At 63.0% G+C, this 22,118-nt stretch carries 19 protein-coding genes and 1 pseudogene; 7 read left to right on the forward strand and 13 right to left on the reverse strand.

Annotated features, from left to right (window positions below):
• The first annotated feature begins 206 nt into the window (after positions 1-206).
• The gene (locus GC146_RS12040) at positions 207-1,373 is read left to right on the forward strand and encodes a hypothetical protein (protein ID WP_291838774.1); all 1,167 of its coding nucleotides are present in this window, start codon (positions 207-209) and stop codon (positions 1,371-1,373) included.
• Positions 1,374-1,379: 6 nt separating this feature from the next.
• On the opposite strand, the gene GC146_RS12045 is transcribed toward GC146_RS12040, so the two are convergent.
• On the reverse strand, positions 1,380-1,961 hold the full coding sequence (locus tag GC146_RS12045) for a hypothetical protein (RefSeq protein WP_291838776.1): 582 nt from the start codon (positions 1,959-1,961) through the stop codon (positions 1,380-1,382).
• A 21-nt stretch (positions 1,962-1,982) separates the two neighbouring features.
• Positions 1,983-3,449: a LamG domain-containing protein gene (locus GC146_RS12050; RefSeq protein ID WP_291838779.1), complete on the reverse strand. Its 1,467-nt coding sequence runs from the start codon at positions 3,447-3,449 to the stop codon at positions 1,983-1,985.
• Between the two features lie 204 nt (positions 3,450-3,653).
• Here GC146_RS12050 and GC146_RS12055 point away from each other — a divergent pair, with 204 nt between their 5' ends.
• Positions 3,654-4,496 carry a helix-turn-helix domain-containing protein gene (locus GC146_RS12055; RefSeq protein WP_291838783.1) on the forward strand — a complete coding sequence of 281 codons (843 nt, stop codon included), beginning with the start codon at positions 3,654-3,656 and terminating at the stop codon, positions 4,494-4,496.
• A gap of 3 nt (positions 4,497-4,499) precedes the next feature.
• On the opposite strand, the gene GC146_RS12060 is transcribed toward GC146_RS12055, so the two are convergent.
• The 10 genes from GC146_RS12060 to GC146_RS12105 all read right to left on the reverse strand — a co-directional run bounded on the left by GC146_RS12060 (position 4,500) and on the right by GC146_RS12105 (position 15,524).
• Positions 4,500-5,168 carry a hypothetical protein gene (locus GC146_RS12060; protein WP_291838786.1) on the reverse strand — a complete coding sequence of 223 codons (669 nt, stop codon included), beginning with the start codon at positions 5,166-5,168 and terminating at the stop codon, positions 4,500-4,502.
• A gap of 61 nt (positions 5,169-5,229) precedes the next feature.
• Positions 5,230-5,817: a hypothetical protein gene (locus GC146_RS12065; protein WP_291838789.1), complete on the reverse strand. Its 588-nt coding sequence runs from the start codon at positions 5,815-5,817 to the stop codon at positions 5,230-5,232.
• A gap of 102 nt (positions 5,818-5,919) precedes the next feature.
• Positions 5,920-6,804, reverse strand: coding sequence for a 2-oxo acid dehydrogenase subunit E2 (locus GC146_RS12070; RefSeq protein ID WP_291838791.1), 885 nt, complete (start codon positions 6,802-6,804; stop codon positions 5,920-5,922).
• 9 nt (positions 6,805-6,813) lie between these two features.
• Positions 6,814-8,244 (reverse strand): NAD-dependent succinate-semialdehyde dehydrogenase, encoded by a 1,431-nt coding sequence (locus GC146_RS12075; protein ID WP_291838794.1) that lies wholly within the window; start codon positions 8,242-8,244, stop codon positions 6,814-6,816.
• 15 nt (positions 8,245-8,259) lie between these two features.
• Complete coding sequence (locus GC146_RS12080; protein ID WP_291838798.1) at positions 8,260-9,585, reverse strand: biotin/lipoyl-containing protein; 1,326 nt, start codon at positions 9,583-9,585, stop codon at positions 8,260-8,262.
• Positions 9,575-10,570 carry an alpha-ketoacid dehydrogenase subunit beta gene (locus GC146_RS12085; RefSeq protein WP_291838801.1) on the reverse strand — a complete coding sequence of 332 codons (996 nt, stop codon included), beginning with the start codon at positions 10,568-10,570 and terminating at the stop codon, positions 9,575-9,577. Before GC146_RS12085 ends, GC146_RS12080 begins: the two co-directional genes overlap by 11 nt.
• A gap of 11 nt (positions 10,571-10,581) precedes the next feature.
• Positions 10,582-11,577, reverse strand: a complete 996-nt coding sequence (locus tag GC146_RS12090; protein ID WP_291838803.1) for a thiamine pyrophosphate-dependent dehydrogenase E1 component subunit alpha — start codon at positions 11,575-11,577, stop codon at positions 10,582-10,584.
• A 99-nt stretch (positions 11,578-11,676) separates the two neighbouring features.
• Positions 11,677-12,975, reverse strand: coding sequence for a Xaa-Pro peptidase family protein (locus tag GC146_RS12095; protein ID WP_291838805.1), 1,299 nt, complete (start codon positions 12,973-12,975; stop codon positions 11,677-11,679).
• Between the two features lie 60 nt (positions 12,976-13,035).
• Positions 13,036-13,845: an SDR family oxidoreductase gene (locus tag GC146_RS12100; RefSeq protein ID WP_291838807.1), complete on the reverse strand. Its 810-nt coding sequence runs from the start codon at positions 13,843-13,845 to the stop codon at positions 13,036-13,038.
• A 14-nt stretch (positions 13,846-13,859) separates the two neighbouring features.
• Positions 13,860-15,524, reverse strand: coding sequence for an extracellular solute-binding protein (locus GC146_RS12105; protein ID WP_291838811.1), 1,665 nt, complete (start codon positions 15,522-15,524; stop codon positions 13,860-13,862).
• Between the two features lie 360 nt (positions 15,525-15,884).
• Here GC146_RS12105 and GC146_RS12110 point away from each other — a divergent pair, with 360 nt between their 5' ends.
• The 5 genes and pseudogenes from GC146_RS12110 (at position 15,885) to GC146_RS12130 (ending at position 21,294) form a co-directional block, all read left to right on the forward strand.
• Entirely contained in the window at positions 15,885-16,847 is a 963-nt protein-coding gene (locus GC146_RS12110; RefSeq protein WP_291838814.1) for a sugar ABC transporter substrate-binding protein, read from the forward strand.
• Between the two features lie 91 nt (positions 16,848-16,938).
• Positions 16,939-17,736: an SDR family NAD(P)-dependent oxidoreductase gene (locus GC146_RS12115; RefSeq protein ID WP_291838817.1), complete on the forward strand. Its 798-nt coding sequence runs from the start codon at positions 16,939-16,941 to the stop codon at positions 17,734-17,736.
• A gap of 61 nt (positions 17,737-17,797) precedes the next feature.
• Positions 17,798-18,772, forward strand: a pseudogene (locus GC146_RS12120) (ABC transporter permease).
• A gap of 15 nt (positions 18,773-18,787) precedes the next feature.
• Positions 18,788-19,789 carry an ABC transporter permease gene (locus GC146_RS12125; protein WP_291838820.1) on the forward strand — a complete coding sequence of 334 codons (1,002 nt, stop codon included), beginning with the start codon at positions 18,788-18,790 and terminating at the stop codon, positions 19,787-19,789.
• Complete coding sequence (locus GC146_RS12130) at positions 19,786-21,294, forward strand: sugar ABC transporter ATP-binding protein (protein ID WP_291838823.1); 1,509 nt, start codon at positions 19,786-19,788, stop codon at positions 21,292-21,294. The genes GC146_RS12125 and GC146_RS12130 overlap by 4 nt, the downstream gene beginning before the upstream one ends.
• 4 nt (positions 21,295-21,298) lie before the next feature.
• On the opposite strand, the gene GC146_RS12135 is transcribed toward GC146_RS12130, so the two are convergent.
• Positions 21,299-22,036, reverse strand: a complete 738-nt coding sequence (locus GC146_RS12135) for a type 1 glutamine amidotransferase domain-containing protein (RefSeq protein WP_291838825.1) — start codon at positions 22,034-22,036, stop codon at positions 21,299-21,301.
• Positions 22,037-22,118 lie beyond the last annotated feature (82 nt).

Raw genomic sequence — 22,118 nt, forward strand, 5'->3', positions numbered from 1 at the left:
GGGCGTGTCGCCCGGAGGCCACTTGTCCACACCACGACCCCGGTCGAGCCGCCGATGGCCGGTTTTTACAAGCGCGCCCCGCTGATCCCCGATTAGGACCGGACGGATGAATGCAGGCTGAACCCCGGTAGAAAGGTGCGCGGCATGGCGGACAGGCGGAAATTTGGGCAGGGCCCGTGTCGATGAGGCGCTTCATCGGCGCACGCATGAGACTTCTGACACCGCACGACACCCTGCCGCTTGAGATCGAAGTTCGCGCGCCGGTCGGTCGGGGGATCGCGCGGCTGACGGTGCCTGCAGGTCTGGCGATCGTGGCCGGGGTGGTCATGGTCCAGACGGCGGGGGTTGCCCTGCCGGGGCTGGCCGTTGGTATCCTTCTGGCTACGGCCGCGCTGGCCGTCCTGTCCGGACCGGCGCTCGTGCTGCTACGCCGTGGTGCGCAGGTGCGCCGCTATCGGATCGACCCCGATCTAGTCACGTGCCTTGCTGCCGATGGAAGCGGCGGCGCGGTTTGGCGAGAGCCGTTTGCCAACTATACCAGCATCCGCTGGGAGCGTTTCGTCGAACACCGGGGCAGTGGCGAGATAAACCGGCGGCATTTCGACCACGACATCGTGGCACTGGCCCATCCCGATCCATCGCGCACCGTCCCGCTCTTTTGCGCGACGAAACAGCTGGAGCCGACACCGGCCCAAGAGACCGAGAGCGTCTCGCCACGCGCCGCTTGGGAGGGCTTTTCGCGCCTGTTGGACCTGCCGGCCATTGATGGCCGTGACGGAGCGGACGACGCCCGTGCGCCCGAAGACCTCGACAAGTCGCTGCAGCAACTCGCGATCGAGGGCAAGATCGACAAAAGCTGGATGGATAGCCCGGCGCCGCCCGGCCTGATGCTGGAGGTGATCGGCGCTGAAGGTGACGCCGAGGCCAAGCGTCTGCGTGTGACGCTGCGCAAACCGGCGACTGGCCTGTTCACGTGGCTCCTCGTTGCTTTGGGCGCGGTCCTGTTGGGCGTCGGTGTTGTTGTGGCGGCCATTGGCCTGATCGTGGCCGGCGTGCTTTTCATCGCACTGGGCATAGGCCTGCGGGTGCTTCAGATCCGTGCGCCCCGGCGGATCGAGATTTCGCGGCAGCAGTTGTCGCACACCAACCCGTTGGTCGAAAGTGACAGTTTCAACCTGCCGCTTGCAGAGATCGAAAGTGTCACGCTGCGCCGCACTGGCAGAGCCGATGTGCGCCGGTTGATGCCGGGGCCTGGTGTACGGGAGCTTGTGATCGGCACCGATGCTGGCGAGCATACCCTGGGCGCGGGCCTGTCTGCGCCAGAGCTGAGCTGGCTGCGGCGCTATATTGTGGCGGCTATCGTCAACGCCTGAGGCGCGTCAGTCCTCCGGCAACCAGACGTCGAATTGCCCGCCCGTCAGGTGCGATACCTTGTCAGGATCGGAACTGTCCTTGCCTGTTATCCGGAAAAGCAGCGTCGCCTCGATCGTGCCGGCAAGGTGCAAGCGGTCACCATCCATCTCGGCCTTAGTCAGGGTGATCGTGGCGCTGCCGTCGCCTTCGGATGTGTAGTTGTAGCGCGTCCAGTTGAGATCATCGAGCATCGTGACGGTCGGGTGCAGCGCCTGAGGATTGTTAGTGCCCAATCCCCCAACCGTGAAGCCGATCGAGATGCCGTGATAGCCGCGGATCCCTTCGTGCAACGTCGTGATGTCCCAGCCGAAGATCGCAACGGAGGTGCCGTCATAGTCGTCGTGAAAGCCGCTTTGCGAGCGTCCGTGGTGTATCCACGGCTGCCAGATTTCATCCGCGCCATCGCGCTGCGCGGTGATCGTCCCCAGCGGTGTGATGTTCAGTTTCGCCTCGGCATCGCTGGGCGCGGGCGGGCCGGCATTTGCCACGGCGGCAACGCTGCACAAGGCGGCGACAAGGGCGAGGCGGGGTGTGGTGGCGTGGCGCATGGGGCTCCTTCCCGATGGGGTTCAGTTTGCAAGGGGCAGGGCAAGGCCTTGTGCGTTTTGCTGTCCATCGCCCAGCAGAACGAAGAATAGCCCGTCACGCGCGCCGGCCTTGAGCACCGACAATTCGGCGGCCTGCGCGATGGAGGCGCTGCGCCGGGCCGCGTCCGCGTGGATCCGTGGTGACCCGACCTGCACCTGCATGGCTTGGTCGTCAGGATGGAAAAGCCGGGCAATGTCGGGCGAGGCCAGGCCTTGGGACATCGACATTCTGACTTGCCCGGGGGGACTGAACTGGTCCCCTGGAATATACTGATCCCCCGGCAGATACTGATCTCCTGGCAAGTATTGGTCGCCGGGCACCACGCCCGGCGTGAAACTGTCAGAAACGGCGATCGGCCCAGCCTTGCCGTCCGTCACGCGCACCGCGTAAAGCCGCGCGGTGCTTAGCGGGGCATCGCCCACGGCCAGCATCTGCGCACCTAGTCCTTGTCGCAGCGCGTCACCCTTCAGGTCGGTCAGCTGGTCGATCTGCGCGATATAAGGAACGGCTGTGCCCGTCATCGGGGAGGCACCCATGGGGGCCGGCGCAGGGCCACGCGCTGTCTCGATGGCGCGCCACGGCTGATCGATGGTGGCTGACCCGACATCGCTGGCAGCATCAAGTTGGCGGCTTTGCGTGGTCCGCAGGTCATCGATCTCGGCCCGCGTCAGGGCAGCGGGGTAAATGCGCACGTCGTCGATGGCCACGCCGACCGGCGGCCAGGCGAAATTGGCCAGCGTGGTCGCGCCGACGAAGATATAGGTCTGCTTGTCATTGGTGTTGGACTGCGGATCGCGGTAGGGCGTTGCGTTCTTGGTGTTCGAAGTATCAATCCCGGTGAAATCCGCCGATTGCTGTCCCAGATACAGCGTGGCCGACCCGGCCGTCACCCCACGCGGCGCGCCGAAATCCATGACGGCGCCGAGAAACACCCATTGGCCGGTCGGAACGGGCTGATGGATGTAGACCGCGCCGCGTCCAAACTGCACCTTCAACTGTCCCCCGATCAGCGAGACCTGTGGGCCACGGCCGCCGAAGGTGACGATCTGCTTCTCTCCCGATGGCGCTGTGGGGTCGATCCGCACCCACGCGGTAATCGTCAGGCTGCGGCGGCTGTCCAGATGCAGGTCGATCGGCAGTTGCAGGCCGGCAGCCCCATCGAAATGCAGCGCCTCGCCAAGAATGCCGGGGACGCTGTTTGGCGCCGCGGCACCCGGCGCGACGCGCAGATCAAACGCGCCACCTTGCGTGCCGCTGTTGGCGTATCCGCCATCAAGGCGCAGGCGCACGACGGGCGCATCGGCCGATGCAGTGCCTGCCATCAAGAGGGTGGCAAGGACCATGGCCAAACAGGCAAGGATGCGGTGGTGGATCAACGAAACCTCGCTTTCGCGCGGCCCCATCCGGGGCAGGTCATCAGAAATGCTGCTGTCTGAACCGGCTAGCACGCAGGAAATGACGGGCGCTTGTAAATAGCGGACGGGTAGGCCGTTCCGCTGAAGTGAGGGCGGGCCTGTCTCACGAAATCGTGAATTCATGCCCGCGGTTGCCTTGCGGCAAGCTGTCACTGCTCAACATGCGGGGAGGCCGCACGACCTTGGTGATGTCTGCTCTCCCGCCTCCGCAACCCGCGAACGAGGGAAGGGAGCCTGATGCCCGATCTGCCCTACGAGGTTCATCCCGTCAGAGCCGATCTACGTCCCTTCGTTCGCCGCTTCCTGATTGCTGACACGACGATCCGGGGATCGTTGCGCGTCCGCCCTGCGCCAACCGGCTACAACTACCTCAGCTGGTACAGGGGTGAGCGCTTGCGCACCATTGTCGATGGCGTCAGCCGTGACGTGGTCGAAGCCTTCCAACTTGCCGGCCAGATCCAGCGACAGAGCATCGAGGTTATTCATGATGGTCCGCGCATCGGGCATATCCTGACCGAATTTACGGCGACGGGGCTGGCGCGGCTGCTGCATGTGCCCGGCGACCGGATCAGCGGCGAGACCGTGCCGCTGCGCCGTTTTGCCCCTGCCGTGGCCGATCAGCTGGAGGCGGCGGTGCGAGACGTGCCCGACAGCATGTCTGTAAGGCTGAGCGCGTTGCAGGACGCGCTGGTTGCACTTTCGCCTCGGGCCGCACCCCCGATCGACTATCTTGAGGCAGCCGTTGCGCTGATCGAGGGCAGCGGCGGACGCATGCCGGTGCAGGAGGTGGCCGGCGCTGTCGGGATCAGCCCGCGGCAATTGTCGCGCCGGTTCATCGACGTGGTTGGCTGCAACCCGAAATTCTTCGCAAAGGTTGTTCAGATGAACGAGGCGCTGGCCGCACTTCTTTCCGACGACACGCGAAAGCTGACCGAACTTTGCCACGAGGCCGGCTATTTCGATCAGTCGCACTTCGTCCGCGTCATGCACGAATTCTTCGGCAAGGCGCCCACCGATTTTCTTGAAAGCCGCGATGATGTCCTCGCCGTCTTTCTTGGTCGCGCGCGCGAGGTGCGTTAGCGCTCAGTTGCCGCCCATCAACTTGTCGATGTCGGCGGGCGGCGCCGGCAGGTCGAAAACCTGCGGGTCGGGCGACTGCGAGGAAAAGGCCGTTAACTGACCGGTTGCGCCCGAACGCAGCAGCCCCTGTTCATCCGCCGGAAGCGCGTCAAAGAAGGCGGCCTGGTTCTCGGCGGCCTTGCCGTCGTAGTCGTAGGCTGCTGACATGGCTTCAGAAAACAGGTGGCTCATCTTCACCACAGCGGGATTGTCCGTCAGCACCCAGGTTTCGGTCGTGGACTTGCCGTTCTCTTCCCACGTCACCCGGTAACGATGGCCGGTGATACCGGCGACGGTCTCGCTTTGGCCGAGGGGCGATATCGCCGTGATGGTTTTGTAAAGGGGTTGCATGGTCGAGGCACCCGCGGCCTTTCGGGCGGCATTCAGCTTGACCATGTCGACCACCAGCCAGTCTTCGCCCTGTTTCGAGACGCTGTAGACCGTACCATCCTTTTCCAGAATGTAGCCGGGCGCGCCGGGGCTGAGAACGCGCACATCGCCGGCATCATTCCAGTCGATCGCCACCGTCCGGGCCGAGCCGTCCGGCGCCGCTACCTCGGCATGCCCACCTGCCTGCGCGATCCCGGCGGACAGGAGGGGGACAAGGGCGGTCAGGGCGAGGGCATGTTTCATGGAAAAGTTCACTTTCGAAGATTGGTGACTGGTCATGTGGATGGCAGGTCAGGGGCGATACTCAGCGGGTGATCCGCACATAGCGGTCCACTGTGATCGGGACGCCGTTGAAGACTGCTTCCGCATGCATGAAGCCGTAGATCACCGAAGGCAGCCCGATCATGAAGCGATAGGTGAAGTGAAGCGGCATGCCCTGGACAGGCACGGTGGCCTCGCCAATCAGGCGCGGCAGCTCTGTTTGCGGGCAATCGACGGAACCAGCGAACTCTTCAGCTGAAACAAAGTCGTGACCCAGTGTCGGGGCCGGAAGTTTCGGTACCCATTTCGGCTCATCCACGATCCGCAGGTCCAGCGCCTGCGGCCAGCCCGGGCTGGTGGCCTCAAGCACGCCGTCCTTGTAGTTGAAGTTGATCTGCTGGCTCTGGTTGGCGGGAAAGGCCATCGGCGAGGGGCCGAACATCGCGACCCCGGCCAGATGCTCCATCGTCCATGCGCCATCGAATTGCGGGGCGATCTTGGCCCAGCTTTCCGGTGTAGAATGGCCGCAGACCGGGTTGTCATCGGCGGCGCCGGCGCGGCCGGGTAGGGCCAGCACCACGGTGCCCGCAACAAGTGCAAGGACAGCGGCAGAAAAAGATGATCCACGCATGGGCATCTCCGGCGGCGGTGGCGACTGTATCGCCTGCGCTTCGGGGGCTAACACGCCCGCGCGGCTGCCGGATTGTAAGAAGCGGACATCGCCCGCCGCGGGTCAGAGCATCATGCGGCGCGGATCGCTTAGCAGGGCGACGAGATGGGCCATGAACCGCGCGGCGTCGGCACCGTTGATCACACGGTGGTCATAGCTGAGGTCAAGCGGCACCATTTGCACCGGGCGCGGTGTGTCCCCGTCCCAGACAGTGACTGTCTCGGTGCGGGTAATGCCGAGGATCGCCAGCTCTGGCGGGTTGACGATGGGGGTAAAACCAATGCCGCCGATCCCGCCGAGGTTCGAGATTGACATCGAGGCACCGCCCATCTCGTCAGGCTTGACCTTGCGCGCCTGAGCACGTTTGGCCAGATCGGCGATCTCGGCCGCGATGGCCCACAGGCCCTTGCGATCGGCGTCGCGCAGCACCGGCACCATCAGGCCGTGCGGCGTGTCCACGGCGATGCCGATATGGACGTAATCCTTCATGATCAGCGTCGCACCATCGGCCGACAGCGAGGCGTTGAACCGTGGAAAGGCCCGCAGCGCACGGGCCAGCGCCTTGACGTGGAACGCCAGTGCTGTCAACCGAATGCCCCGCGCGTCGGCCTCGGGGCGCAGTTCGCGGCGCAGGGCCTCGATTGCGCTCATATCGGCGCGGTCGTGGTGGGTCACTTGCGGCACGAGCGCGTTCGCGGCGGCAAGGTTTGCAGCCGCGACGCGTGCAAAGCGGCTCATCGGTTCTTCGCTTACCGGGCCGTAAAGGTCGTGATCGACATCCCAATAGGATGTGTCGGCGGGACCTGACGCGGTGGCTGCGGGCCGGCCGCCGTCCAGATCCTCGCGCGCGATGGAGGTGCGGCCCAGATCGGCCGCCAGTTTTTCAAGGTCGATGCCCTTTTCGCGGGCCAGTGCCCGGACCGAGGGTGGTGCGATCACGTCTGTCATGTCAGCGCCCTACCAACTTGCCGAGATATATTGGGTTTCCATGAATTCGAGCATCCCTTCATGCCCGCCTTCGCGGCCAAGGCCGGATTGCTTGGTCCCGCCGAAGGGCGCGGCGGGGTCGCTAACCAGCCCGCGGTTCAGCCCGACCATGCCGTAGTCCAACCGCTCGCACACCTGCAATGCGCGCTTCATGTCCTCGGAGAATACGTAAGCCACAAGCCCGTATTCGGTGGCATTGGCGCGCCGGATCACGTCGTCCTGATCGGTAAAGGTCTGGATCGCGGCGACGGGGCCGAAGATTTCGTCATGCACGCAGTCAGCCGTTTCCGGAACGTTCGAAAGGACTGTGGGCGGGTAGAAAAAGCCGATCCCGTCAGGCGCCTGTCCGCCGCATTCGATCTTGGCACCCTTGGAGACCGCATCGGCGACGAAGGCAGCGACCTTGTCGCGCGTGTCGGCGTTGACCAGGGGGCCCACGTCGACCGATGGATCGGTGCCGTCACCAACCTTCAGCGCGGACATCGCGGCAGTCAGCTTGGCGGTAAAGGCCTCTGCCACGCTTTCGTGCACATAGAGGCGGTTGGCAGCGGTGCAGGCCTCGCCAAGATTGCGCATCTTGGCCAGCATCGCACCCTGTACGGCGGCATCGATATCGGCATCCTCGAAGACCAGCAGAGGTGCGTTTCCACCCAGTTCCATCGCCGGCTTCAGCACCTGATCGGCGGCCGCGTGCAACAGCTTGCGCCCAACACCGGTGGAGCCGGTGAAGGAGACAACGCGCACGCGCGGGTCGTGCAGCATGTGATCCACCAGCGCGCCGGTGCGCCGCGAGGGCAGCACGTTGACAAGGCCGGGCGGCACGCCCGCCTCTTCCAGCAACGGCATCAGCGCAAGCATCGTCAGAGGTGTTTCAGATGCTGGTTTGATGATGACGGCGCATCCGGCTGCCAATGCTGGTGCAATCTTGCGGGTGCCCATCGCAGCGGGGTAATTCCACGGCGTCACCAGCACGGCCAGCCCGGCGGGTTTATGCTGGACGATGATGCGCGCGCCGGAGGCCGGCGCATGGGTGATCAGGCCATCCGCGCGCACCGCTTCCTCCGCGAACCAGCGGAAGAACTCGGCGGCATAGGTGGCCTCGCCCATCGCATCGGTCCGGGCCTTGCCGTTTTCCAGCGTGATAAGATGCGCGAAATGATCAAGCCGCGCCGTCATCAACTCCCACGCCTTGCGCAGCACTTCGGAGCGTTGGCGCGGGGTACGCGCGGCCCATTCGGCCATGGCCGCTTCGGCGGCATCAAGTGCCGCGTCGGCATCGGTGATGCCGGCGGAGGCGACAGAGGCCAGAACCTTTTCGGTCGCGGGGTTGATGACATCAAACCGCTCGGCAGCGGCGCCGGGCACCCATTGCCCATTAATGTAGAGATCGGTGAATTCCATGATCGTCTCCGTAGCTCAGAGCAGGTGGCGGAGCGGTTGCTCCATCCGGCCGGCAAATTCGGATAACAGGGCGAGGGCCTCGGCGGCGCCGAGCTGCGCGGCGGAGCATTCCAGCGTGATCGAAAGGCCATGGCCCGCGCGCGCCAGTGTCAGGACCGGCGCCGCTTCGGCACCCAGCGCGACGTGGCTGATCCTTGCCTGGCGCAGGTCACGGACCATCAGGTCGGGCGGCGATCCCTCATCGGCCGGCACAATGGCAGCCAGCGGGCCGGGCGAGACCTTGTAGGCACGCGACCGGCCCGGTGTTTCAATCGCGACGACGCAATCGCGCTGCAAGCCCGCACCAGCGAAGCCAGCTAATAGCGCGGCCTCGTCGCGCAAATCGGCCGTTTCGGCGGCCCATGCGGCGAAACTCGTGAACCCCTCTGCGGGCAGTTCCGCCGTCAGTCGGCGCGCTGCCTGCGCTGCAATCTGCGGAGCCGTCTCTGCCGCAGCGGCGGGCATGGCCTCGAGAACAGCCACGTCGGCCGCATGAAAGGGTTGCGCATGGCCGGCGGCGGCGAGGCGCGCCAGGTCCAGCCCCTTTTCCCGCGCCAAGCGCCGCGCCTTTGGCGACGCCAGAATGCGCCCGCCGGTGGCGGCCGGTGGCGGTGCCTTGATGGGGGCAGGGGCCGCGGCAGCGGCCTTGGCCTTCGGCGCGGGTGCGGGTGCTTTGGCAGGTGCGCTTGCAGCGGCCTTCGGCGCGGACTTGGCACGGCTCCGCTGAACCGGGGCATCGGGCTTGGATGTCGAAATCACGGCGATGGTTTCCCCGACGGGGGCATCTTCGCCGGCTTCGGCAAGAAGGGCTGCGACAAAACCGTCAGCCCCGGCCTCGACCTCCATGGTGGCCTTGTCGGTTTCAACCTCGAAGAGGATATCGGCTGCGGCTACCGCGTCGCCCGGTGCCTTGTGCCATGCCACGATGACCCCGCTGTCTTGCGCCATGCCAAGGGCCGGCATGATCACGCCATGGCCCTCGGGGATGGCGGGCGCGGTATCGTCAGCGTCGGGCGCTGTGTCGGGCGGGGACGCGTCGCCACTGGCGGTTACCGGCGCGTCGTCTGCGGCCCCGATCTGGGCGATGACTTCGCCAACCGGGACATCCTCGCCGGCCTTGCGCCGGACATGCGACAAGACGCCATCGGCCTGTGCCTCGACTTCCATGGTGGCCTTGTCGGTTTCAACCTCGAACAGGATGTCGCCCGCGCGCACCTCGTCGCCCGGGCTTTTGTGCCAGGCGACAAGATGGCCGCTGTCCTGCGCCATCCCCAGTGCGGGCATGATCACCTCATGCGGCATCGATCATCTCCCCCGACATCAGTTTGCGCGCATTGGCGGCAACCGCTTCGGGCGTGGGAACGGTGATGTCTTCCAGCGCCGGGCTGAACGGGACGGGCACATCCATCGCCCCCATCCGCAACACCGGGGCATCAAGGTGGTAGAACGCCTTTTCGTTGATCCGTCCTGCGATCTCACCGGTAATGCCAAAGCTCTGATGGCCCTCGTCGACGACGATCACCCGGCTGGTCTTCCGGGCGGATTTCAGCAATGCAGCCTCGTCCAGCGGAACGATCGTGCGCGGGTCGATCACTTCGGCGCTGATCCCTTCGGCCGCAAGAATCTCGGCCGCCTTCTGGCAGACCTGCACCATGGACGAGGTACCGATCAGCGTGATGTCGGTTCCGTCGCGCAGCACCGCGGCCTCGCCGAAGGGGATCAGGTATTCCTCCTCCGGCACCGGCGCCTTGTCGTTGTACATCAGCTTGTCTTCGAAAATCACGACCGGGTTGTTGTCCCGGATCGCCGTTTTCAGCAGGCCCTTCGCCTCGTAGGCCGAAGAGGGCAGGGCCACCTTCAGCCCCGGAATATGCGCCACCAGCGCGTGCAACGATTGGCTGTGCTGTGCGGCCGAGCGCCGGGTTGCACCAAGATTGGTGCGCACCACCAGCGGCACGTTCAGCTTGCCGCCCGACATGTAATGGATCTTGGCCGCCTGATTGCAAAGCTGATCCATGATTAGAAAAAGGAAGTCGCCGAACATCAGGTCGACGACGGGCCGCGCGCCGGTCATGGCCGCACCCACCGCAAGGCCCATGAACCCGGGCTCGGCAATAGGCGTGTCGATGACGCGTTGGGTGCCGAATTCTTCGACGAGGCCCGACAGCACCTTGAAAGGTGTGCCGGCCTCGGCCACGTCCTCGCCAATGATGAAGACGGTTTCGTCGCGGCGCATCTCTTCGGCCAGCGCCTCGTTAACGGCCTTTGACAGGGTGATCTCTCGCATCGCGTCTCTCCTCAGGCCAAAACGTGTTCAATGTCGGTGAAGACGTGCATGTCGACCTCGTGCGCCTCGGGGTATTTCGCGGCGATGGCATAGTCGACGGCAGCAGCGGCATCTGCCTTGACCTCGGCGTTCATCGCCTCGATCTCGTCCTCGCTGGCCACGCCCTGCTCGACCAGCCATGAGCGGAAGCGGATGATCGGGTCGCGGTTGGCTTTCCAGTCCTGCTCTTCTTCTTTCGACCGGTAATATTCGCGGTTGATGTCGCCAACATGGTGGCCATGGTAGCGGTAGGTCTTGAGCTCGACGAAGAACGGGCCTTCGCCCTTGCGCGCGCGGGCGACCAGCTTGGTCGCAAGGTCGTTGACGGCCAGCACGTCCTGGCCATCAACCTCGAACGCCTCGATCCCGAAGGCCTCGGCGCGCGCAGTGATCTTGCCCGCGGCGATCTCGTCGGTCTTGGTGTATTCGGAATAGCCGTTGTTTTCGCAGGCGTAGATCACCGGCAGCTTCCAGAGCGCGGCCATGTTCATCACTTCGTAAAGCAGGCCCTGCGCGGTCGCGCCGTCGCCGAAGAAGCACACCGTGACATCGTCGGCGCCTTGCATCTTAGCGCGCAGGGCAGCACCCGTGGCAATGCCCATGGAACCGCCCACAATCGCGTTCGCGCCCAGGTTGCCGTGGCTTTGATCGGCGATATGCATGCTGCCGCCCTTGCCGCGGCAATAGCCCTCTTCCTTGCCCAGTAATTCGCAGAACATTTGCTGGAATTCAGCGCCCTTGGCCACGCAATGGCCGTGGCCGCGATGGGTTGATGTGATGCGGTCGTTGTCGGTCAACGCCTCGCAGATGCCCACCGCCACGGCCTCTTCGCCGGAATACATGTGGGTCAGTCCCGGCATCTTTGCCGAGAGGTAAAGCTGGTTGGCATTGTCCTCGAAGGTACGGATACGCACCATCTGCCGGTACATGCGCAGGTAGGCTTCGGTATTGGTTTTGCTGTCAGCCATGAGGCGGTTCCTTTCGGGCCAACGGCCCGTGATCTGCGGAAAAGCACTGGCAGGCGATGGCGGGGGGCGTGTGCCGCCCCCCGCATTGGCGCCCGCCGTTCAGTAGCGGTTGGCGATCGGCAGGTCTTCGGCGGGAAAGAGCGAGATGACCTCGCAGCCTTTCTCGGTCACGACGACCTCTTCCTCGATCCGCGCGGCGGAATAACCGTCGGCGGCCGGGCAGTAGGTTTCCAGCGCAAAGACCATGCCGGTCTTGATCTCCATCGGGTGATCGAGGCTGACCGCGCGGCTGATGATCGGACGCTCGTGCAGGGCAAGGCCAAGCCCGTGGCCGAATTGCAGGCCGAACGCCGCGTCCTCGCTGGGAAAGCCGAACTCTTCGGCCTTGGGCCAGACCTTGGCGACCGTATCGGTCGTCACACCGGGCTTGATCAAGGCGATCGAGGCGTCGATCCATTCGCGCGCCTTGACGTAGGCGTCATTCTGCGCGGGCGTGGAACGACCGATATTGAAGGTTCGATAGTAGCAGGTCCGATAGCCCTGGTAGGATTGCAGGATATCGAAAAAGGCCTGATCACCGGGGCGGAACAGCCGGTCGGTGAAATTGTGCGGATGCGGGCTGCACCGCTCACCCGAGATGGCGTTGATCGCCTCCACGTCGTCCGAGCCCATTTCGTAGAGCATCTTGTTGGACAGGGCGACGATATCGTTCTCGCGCACCCCCGGCTTCAGCTCTTCGTAGATCATGTGATAGACGCCATCGACCATGCTGGCCGCCTGCGTCAGCAGCTGAATCTCGTCCCAGTTCTTGATCTCGCGGGCCGCCAGCATGATCTGCTGGCCGTCCACGACCGTCAGACCCTCTTCGCGCAGCGCGTGGAACATGGCCGTTTCGGCATAGTCCACACCGACGGGCATATCCGCCATGCCAGCGTCCTTGATCAGCTGGGCAATCTGCTTGGCGTATTTCTTCATCAGGCCGAATTCGGGCGGGATGGTGCCGCGCATGCCCACCACGCCGGCAAGGCAATGGCTGGGCTCCAGCCAGTCGGAATAGCGCTGGTGGTGGACCGCGGCAGAGCCGAAATCCCACACATAGGGGCTATCGTCACCGGTCAGCAGGCAGAACCGGCACATCTTGTCACGCTCCCACTCGCCAATCTTGGTGGCAGAGACGTAACGGATGTTGTTGACGTCAAAGAGCAGCAAGGTGCCGGCATTGGAGGCCTGCAACGCCTGGCGGGTCCGCGCAAGGCGGTAGCGACGCAAGCGATCATGGTCGATCCGGCGTTCGAAATCGACCGAAGTATGGCCCCAGGCAGGCAGACGATCCCGCCATTCCCAGTTTGGTTCAAGGTCCTGGGGCGTTAGCAGGTTTGGCAGCAGGGCGCGTGTCATGGTATTCTCCTCCGGGTGCCAGAATGCACCCGTTTACATTTAAATTCAGAAGCTTGGGCGCTACTTTGTAACCCAGCCGCCGTCGATCGAGATCATCTGGCCGGTCATGTAGTCGCTGTCATCGCTGGCCAGGAACGAGGCCGTACCGACGATGTCATCGGGATAAGAAACGCGCTTGATCACCAGATTGTTGGCGACGATGTCGTCATAGGCCTGACCTTCGCGCTCCTTGAAGCCGATCTCGACGAGGTCTTTGTCGAGCTGTTCCCACAGGGGTGTCACAACCACGCCGGGCGCGTAGCCGTTGACGGTGATGTTATGTTCGGCAAGCCCCAGCGCCCCACATTCGGTCAGGGCGAGGCAGCCGTATTTCGAGGTGCAGTAAACGGTGACATCAACCAGCGGCTTGCGCGACGCGATCGAACCGACGTTGATGATCTTGTAGGGGTGATCCTTCATCGGTCCTTGCGCGATCATCTGGCGGGCGGCCTCTTGCATGCCCAGCCACATCGCCTTGGTGTTGACGTTCATGATCATGTCCCAGTTGGCTTCATCGATATCCATGAAGAACCGGGGCTTGTTCAGGCCGGCGTTGAAAACGGCCACGTTGATGTTGCCGAAGGCTTTGACAGTGGCGGCGACGGCGGCCGCGTTGTCCTCGCGCTTGGTCACGTCCATATGCACGGCAATCGCCTTGCCGTTGCCGCGTGCGTTGATGCGGTCCGCGACAACCTGCGCTTCGGCGTGGTCGAGGTCGCCGAGGCAGACATTGGCTCCCTGTTCGGCGAAGGCCTCGGCATTTGCCGCCCCCATGCCGCGCGCGGCACCGGTGATCAGGATGTTCTTTCCCTTGAGGCGATTGGGGTCCATGGTTTCCTCCCTAGCTAACCCGTTGATCTGATGGCGTCCTCGGCACGGGACTGGGCCCGCGCGAGGGCTTCACGCGGCGTAACGACGCCGCGCAGCATGTCGTGAAATTCTTCGCCGCAGATCGTGATGATATCGCAGATCCGCGGGACAGGCGGCCGCGGCCAGAACTGCAGTTCATCGCGCCACGACATCTGGTCGACCGCCTCGAAGATGGTCGACAGTCGGCGCACCTCGGGATCGGCGCCGACCGAATAGCGCGGCGCGGTGCGGCTGCCATTCTGGACATAAAGCTTTTGCGCCTGCGGCGAGGTAAAGGTGATCAGCGCCTCGACGGCGGCCTCGACGCGCTCGTCGGGCAGGTTGCCCGGAATGCCCAGCACGTAGCCGCCCACAGGGGCGAGGGGCACGCCAGACGGCCCGTGCGGATGCGGAAGATAACCGGTCGTCGCTTGCGCCGGAGACGAACCGTCCAGCTCGAAATAGGGGGCAAGCAGGGTGTAGCCGTAGGCCATCGGCACCCGGCCGGCCGCATAGGGCCGGACACGTTCGTACCACGACATCGACAGGATGTCGGAGGGCGAATACTCCAGCAGCGCCATCAGGTATTCGGCCGCTTCCAGACCGCGTGGCGTGTCGATGGTTGGCATCGCCCCGCCCTCGGCCAAATGATCGGCATCATATCCGCCTGCAACTTCGGGCAGGTCGACGATGGGTTGCCCGAAATCCGCAAACGTCATCATCACCGTATGGCCAAGAGCGGTGCCGCGCGCCGCGTTCCATGCAATGCCGTAGCGGCCGCGAAGCGGATCATGGAAATGGCGAGCTGCCTCAAGGACCGCAGCGGTGGTTCGCGGCGGTTCGATCCCGGCCTCCGCAAAAAGGTCGCGGCGGTAAAAGAACAACTCGGGCGTGGTTTGGCTGGGCACGCCATAGGGGCGTCCGTCCCAATGCGCGGCACGCCAACCGGCCGTATGGAAATCGCCCGGATCAAGCCGCGCGATATCCATAACGGCATCAAGCGGTTGCAGGACGCCCTTTTCAGCAAATTCGCCGACCCAAGGCAGGTCAACCGCGATCAGGTCATAGCGGCTGGTTGGGCGGGCGGCATTGCGCAGCGCCTCTTCGCGCAGCCGGTCGATAGAAAAGGCGCGTTGGCTGATCTTGGTCCCAACGATCTGTTCGAACTGGCGCTTGAGGTTGTCCATGACCATGAACGTCGGATCGCCATGGACAAGAATACGCACGCCGCCGGCCAGCTTCAGTGGTGCAGACAGCACTCGCGGCGGTTCGATCTGCGCCTGGCCGGGCATGTAAGAGTCGCCGAAGTAGTATTCCGTGCCGCGGTCGGCGACGCCATGGTCGCGCAGGCTGGACTGGGCGATGCGACGGATGCGGTCGGCGATCAGGCTCCAGTTGGCCAGCATCTGCCGTGTTGGATGCAGGGAAAAGCTCTTGCCGGTCTTCGAGCGGGGGCGCTGATGGATCAGGCCCGCCTCACGCATCTCGGCCAGTTTGCGCGTCGCGGTCGCATAGGGCACGCCAGAGGCCGCGATCATCGAGGTTGGTGTGACCAGTCGGCCGTCCAGATGGCTCTGGATCAGGTGAAGGCTCATGTTCAGGTAGGGGTTGGGCAGGCTGGGCTCCAGAGTGGTCTCGATCTCGCTCAGAAGTTCCTGCATGAATTGAACCACATCCTGCAGTTCGGCCGTCCCTTTGATAACGGCACCAACACCTCCGACGATGGCGTCGGGGTGTCCATTATGGATGAGTTCTCCTGCCGCTTGGTCCACGGGTCCGGTTTCCGGTAAAATAATTCTGGCTGGTCTCGACTCGCGCATCTCTGCTCCCCTGTGTGTTCAATCCGGTATCCGTTAAGTATCCCGAAGAAATCCGATATGAATAATCAAATATTCAATATGGACATCTTCGATCAGGTGCCGGGCAGGGATTTAAGGATGACTCGGGGTCAGGTTGCCGTGGGTGATTCCTAGGGAGGACACCGCGCAATCAATGAACGGAATTTGTGGGAGGAACCCGAAATGACAAGAACGACAAAGGTTGCGCTGACGGTCACGACGACGCTCGCCGGCGCCGCATTCGCGACCATCGCGGCGGCCGATCCTTACGTGATCGGTATCACCCAGAACAACGTGGGCGTTGACAGCTACCAGACGACCTATGAGAAGGCGTTCATCGCCGCCGCCGATGCCAACGACAATGTCGATGCTGTCGTGCTTGACGCTGGCGGCGACGTGGCGCGCCAGATTGCCCAGGTCGAAGACCTGATCCAGCAAGGCGTGAACGCGATCATCATCTGGCCGACCAACGGCGAGGCGGTGATCCCGGCGGTGCGCAAGGCGCACAATGCCGGCATCCCGGTGATCGTCACCAACTCGAACATCGCCAAGGAAGGCTTTGACTTTATTAGCGCATTCTCCGGGCCCGACAACATCACCCAGGGCAAGGAAGCTGCTGAGATCATGTGCGACAAGTTCAAGGCGATGGGCATCGCCGACACTGCGCAGATCGTGCAGATTTCCGGCCAGCCGGGCTACACCACTGCCATCGAACGCGCCAAGGGCTTTGAAGATCGTCTGCCCGAGGTCTGCCCGAACGTCACGCTGCTGGAAACCCAGCCGGGCGACTGGAACCGTGAGAAGTCGCAGAAGGTGATGGAAGCGTTCCTCGTCAAATATGACCATATCGACGGTGTCTATGCCGGCGACGACAACATGGGCGTGGGTGCGCTGAACGCCGCCAAGGCCGCGGGTCGTGATGGCATCATCTTCGTGGGCGCCACCAACTTTGCCGTGGGCTACGAAGCAATGCAGCGCGGCGAATACTGGGGTTCGGTCTACCAGTCGCCGGTGGATGACGCGCAGGCCGCGTTGCAAACCGCGCTGGATGTTCTCGACGGCAAGGACGTGCCGTTCCTGAACTACTTCGAGACGCCGAAGATCACCCAGGACAACATGGACCAGTTCTCCAAGCCGGTGTTCTGATCTCCCTTCAAGGGACTGGTGCCGGGCGCGCGACATGTGCGCCCGGCATCCTCAAGCTGAAAATTCACGACCATCGCAAGTGGAGGATGGTATGGGCCGCGTGACGGGGCGCTCCTGCATTGTGACAGGAGCAGCACGGGGGATCGGTCGGGCTATCGGCGAGGCGCTCCTCGACGAAGGTGCCGATGTATGTTTCGCCGATATCGATGCCGGGAAAGTGCGCGAGGTGGCCGAGGCCAACGCAGCGCGCGCGGCAGCCAAGGGTGGCAAAGTGACATGGGCCGGGGTCGACGTGACCAAACGCGACCAGATGCGGGCCATGATCGTTCATGCGGTCGAGGTTTTCGGCAAGCTGGACGTGCAGTTCAACAATGCCGGTGTGAACAAGCCGATGAACTTCCTCGACGTGACAGAGGAAAATTGGAACTTCATCATGAGCGTGAACGGGCTGGGATGCCTGATCGGCATGCAGGAGGCGGCAAAGCAGATGATCGCGCAGGGCAGTGGCGGCAAGATCGTCAATACCGCGTCGATCGCCAGCCGGCAGGGCTTTGGCAACGTCGCACCCTATTGCGCGTCGAAGTTCGGCGTTGTGGCGCTGACACAATCGGGCGCGCGTGACCTTGCCCAGCATGGCATCACCGTGACAGGCTTTGCGCCCGGCGTGGTGGCAACGGAAATGTGGGAACAGGTTGATCTGGACCTGATGGAAATAGGCGCGGCAGAGCGTCCGGGACAGGCGATGGAGGAGTTTTCGTCTGATATCCTGAAAGGGCGCGTTGCCGGTACCGCGGACATCACCGGGACGACGACGTTCCTGGCCTCCGCCGATAGCGATTACATGACCGGACAGATCGTCATGATAGACGGCGGCATGACATTGGTCTGACGTCCGGCACGGAACGGAAGCTGTAACGACGATGGCCGGGACCGGCCGATCGGGGGGAGAAATGGCAACATTGACCAGACAGGAGATCGGCGGGTTTCTCGCGCGGCAGGGCATCCTGGTGGCCTTCGCGCTTTTCATGGTCGGGTTCACACTGGCCAACAACCGTTTCCTTGACCCTGAAAACGTCATGGGCGTGGTGCGGTCGTAGGCTATCCTCGGCGTGATGGCCCTTGGCGTGACCTTCGTGGTCATCAGCGGCAATCTGGACCTTTCGGTCGGCTCGATGATGTCATTCTCGACGATCGTTGTGCTCGACCTGCACGACAAGCTCGGGCCGACGCTGGCAATCCCCGTCATGTTTGCGATGACGATGGCACTAGGGGCGCTGATCGGCTTTCTCGTCGGCTATCTAAAGCTCAATTCGCTGATCGTGACCTTGGGCATGCTGTCGGCCATTCACGGGCTGACGCTGACCTATTCCGGCGGCAAGAACATGGATATCGCCGACAAGGAGCATACGTGGTTCTCCGTCTTCGGGCAGGGTGACCTGCTGGGCGTGCCCGTGCCGATCCTGCTTTTCGCGCTTCTGGCCGTGGCCCTTGGCGTGCTGCTGTCGCGCACACCCTTCGGGCGCAAGGTTTATGCCGTTGGCGGCAACGGGACCGCCGCCACCTTTTCCGGGATCCGGCGCGCAAGGATCATCTTTGCCTGCTACCTGATGTCCTCTTTCTGCGTGGCCTGCGCCGGACTGATCCAGGCCAGCCGCTCGATGGGTAGCCAGAACACCGTCGGGCAGGGGATGGAACTGGAGGTTCTGGCCGCGGTCATCCTTGGGGGCGCCTCGCTGATGGGCGGGTCGGGGACCATCTTCAAGACGGTGATCGGGGTGCTGATCCTCGGCTTCATCCAGAATGGACTTTTGCTGGTCGGATTGCAGTTCTACGTCCAGTACGTCGTCACCTGGGTCATCATCATTCTTGCGGTCTGGCTCGATATCGCGGCCAAACGCGGCAAGCTCTGGTCACCCATCGCCTGATCCGGAGGAAGCGACATGAAAAACGGAAACAAGACGGTCATCCTCAAGAGCAGCGCGATCTGGGGGTTCATCGTTGTCGAGCTGATCTTCTTCTCCGTCGCGGGCAGCTTTCTGTCCTTGTCGGACAAGGCCTTCATGGACCTCAACAACATGCTGCTGCTGTTCAAGCAGTCCGCGCCGATCGGCATCATCGCCATGGGCATGACGGTGATCATGATCAACGGCAATATCGACCTGTCGGTCGGTGCAACCTTCGCGCTTGCCGCGATCGTGCTGTTGGACAGCCTGACATGGCCGATCTTCGCCGGCATCGGTGACTGGGTGATCCCGATCTCATGGGCGCTGGCGCTGTTGACGGGCGTGGTTGTGGGGGCGCTCAACGGCCTGATTGTCTGGAAGACAGGGGTGGATGCCTTCATCGTGACATTGGGCTCGATGCTGGGATACCGCGGCCTGGTGTTCATGTATCACGGTGAACAGCCGACCTCGCATCTGAACTGGACGCTGGTCGATTTTGCCGAGGCGCATTTCCTTGGCATCGACACGGCCACGTGGTTCTTGCTGCTGGTCACCCTCGTGATGTGGATCGTGATGCGACACACCGTGCATGGGCGAAACGCCTATGCCATCGGGGATAACCGCGAGGCGGCGGTCAATGCCGGTATTCGCGTCGGCCCGCACATGATGATCAACTTCATGATCATCGGCTTTCTCGCGGCACTTTCTGCCGTTGTCTTCTATTCCGAGTCGGGCTCGGTCAATCCCAATGACGGCGAGCTTTACGAACTTTGGACGATCACCGCGGTCGTGCTGGGCGGCACCAAGCTGACCGGCGGGGCGGGTTCGATCATATCGACGTTCGGCGGCGTTCTGGCGATCCAGCTGATGCGAAAGGGCCTGGTGTTCCTGGGGGCCGGGACCGAGACGGTCAACTTGGCCATCGGCCTGATCCTGATCGCGGTTCTGTTCCTGGACAAGCAACTCAACATCAAGGGCAAGGAGGCGCTGAGAATATGACCGACCAAACCCCCGCCCTGCGGCTGGAAGGCATCGTCAAGACCTTCCCCGGTGTCCGCGCCCTCGACGGTGTCTCCTTCTCGGTGATGCCGGGCGAAGTCCACGCCCTGATGGGCGAAAACGGTGCCGGCAAATCGACGCTGATGAAGGTTCTGGGCGGGATCTACCGCCCAGACGAAGGCACCATCGTGGTCAACGAAAAGCCTGTGGCGATGACATCACCGCTGGAGGCCAAGGCCAACGGCATCATGTTCATCCATCAGGAGTTGAGCCTTGCCGGCGAACTTTCGGTGGCCGAGAACATCTATCTCGGTGCGCTGCCGCGCAAAAGCTTCGGCCGGGTCGACTGGAAATTGCTCTACGACCGGACAGACGCCATCCTGTCGCAACTGAAGGTCCCGTTCGATGCTCGCACACTCGTGGGCGATCTTTCGATTGCCAACCAGCAGATGGTCGAGATCGCCCGCGCGCTGACGGTCGATGCCAAGGCAGTTATCTTCGACGAACCAACCGCCTCGCTGACGGACGCGGAAAAGGTAGTGCTGTTCGATGTCATCGCGGACCTGCGCGAAAGCGGCGTCGGCATCATCTATATCTCGCACCGGATGGAAGAGATCTTCAAAATGACGGACCGCATCAGCGTGCTGCGCGACGGTCAGTATCGCGGAACCCTCGTCACCGCGGAGACGAACGAAGACGAAGTGACCCAACTCATGATCGGCCGCAGTCTTGATCTCAGCCGCAACGCCAGTACGCATGAAATCGGCGAGGTCGCGCTTGAGGTGCAAGGCCTGTCCTGCGGTGATCTGTTCAGCGATGTCAGCTTTGAGGTGCGCCGGGGCGAGGTTGTGGGCTTTTACGGCCTTGTCGGTGCCGGACGAACCGAGATTGCCGAAACCCTCTTTGGTCTGCGTGAGCCGACGGCGGGTACGATCCTTCTTGATGGCAAGCCGACGCGCATCAATTCGCCCGCCGATGCCATTTCGCGCGGCATCTCGCTGGTGCCCGAGGACCGCAAGGGGCAGGGGCTGGTGCTCGGCATGAACTGCCGCGACAACATGACCCTGCCGCAGGTCGCCGACCTGACATCCGGGCCGTTCGTCTCCAACGGCGCCGAGGTTGCAATTTTCGATCAGTACCGCGACCGGCTCGATATTCGGACGCCCGGGTGGAAACAGATGGTCGGCAACCTTTCGGGCGGCAACCAGCAGAAGATCGTTATCGGCAAGTGGTTGTCGATGCATCCCAGCGTGTTGATCGTCGACGAGCCGACGCGCGGCATCGACGTTGGATCGAAATCCGAGATTCACAACCTGATCCGCGATCTTGCCGCTCACGGTTATGCAGTGATCGTGATCAGTTCGGAAATGCCCGAAGTGCTGCATGTCAGCGATCGGATCATCGCGATGTACCACGGCAAGATCATGCGCACCTTCACCGCCGAGACGGTACGGGAAGACAACCTGATCCAAGCGATCTCGGGGATCAGCCCCGAGGCCGCCTGAGACCTCAGCGCCCCAGCGTCGCGACAAGAAGTTCCGCTGCCGCCGCACCGGAATACTGCTGCTGACCAGTGATCAGATTGCCGTCACGCAGCGCGAAGGATTTGAACATGCCTGACACGACAAAATTGGTGTCGGGCAGCTTTCTGGCCTCATCCTCGATCCAGAACGGCTGGATCTTCTGTCCGACGAAACCGTCGGCATAGGCCTCTTCGCTATTGGCAAAGCCGGTCCAGGTCTTGCCCTTGACCAGCAGATCACCGTTCGACAACCGCGTTCGAAGCAGGATGCAGGTGCCGTGGCAGACGATGGCCACGATCTTGCCGGCCTCGTAGGCGCTGGCGACAAAGGCATGAAGCGCTGTGTCGTCAATCATCGTGACCATCGGGGACTGACCGCCGATGACGAAGATCGCATCATAATCGGCAAGGGTCACCTCGGCGATGGATTTTGTGCCCTTCAGCAACGTGGCATGGGATTGGGATGTCTTGAAGCCCAATGAAATCAGGTCATGCGCTGAATAGCCCGAGGCATCTTCGGGGTCGGAATAGCCGTCGGCCACCAGATCGCCGCCCTTCGGGCTGACAATGTCAACCTCGTAACCGGCCTCGGTCATCGTCCAGTAGGGATGGGTCAGTTCGGACCACCAGAAGCCAACGGGCCAGCCTGTCGTCGGCGATGTGCCGGGATTGGCGGCGACAAGCAGGACCTTCTTTTTCGAATATACGTCTATGGCTGCGGTCATGTTGGCGCCCTTTCAGACGGTTATGGATTGAGGAGGGAATAGACGCGCCGACACAGGTGTCGGGCGTGGCACGATCGCAACC

It is taken from the genome of Limimaricola sp. (assembly GCF_016125575.1).
Taxonomy (GTDB): domain Bacteria; phylum Pseudomonadota; class Alphaproteobacteria; order Rhodobacterales; family Rhodobacteraceae; genus WGLM01.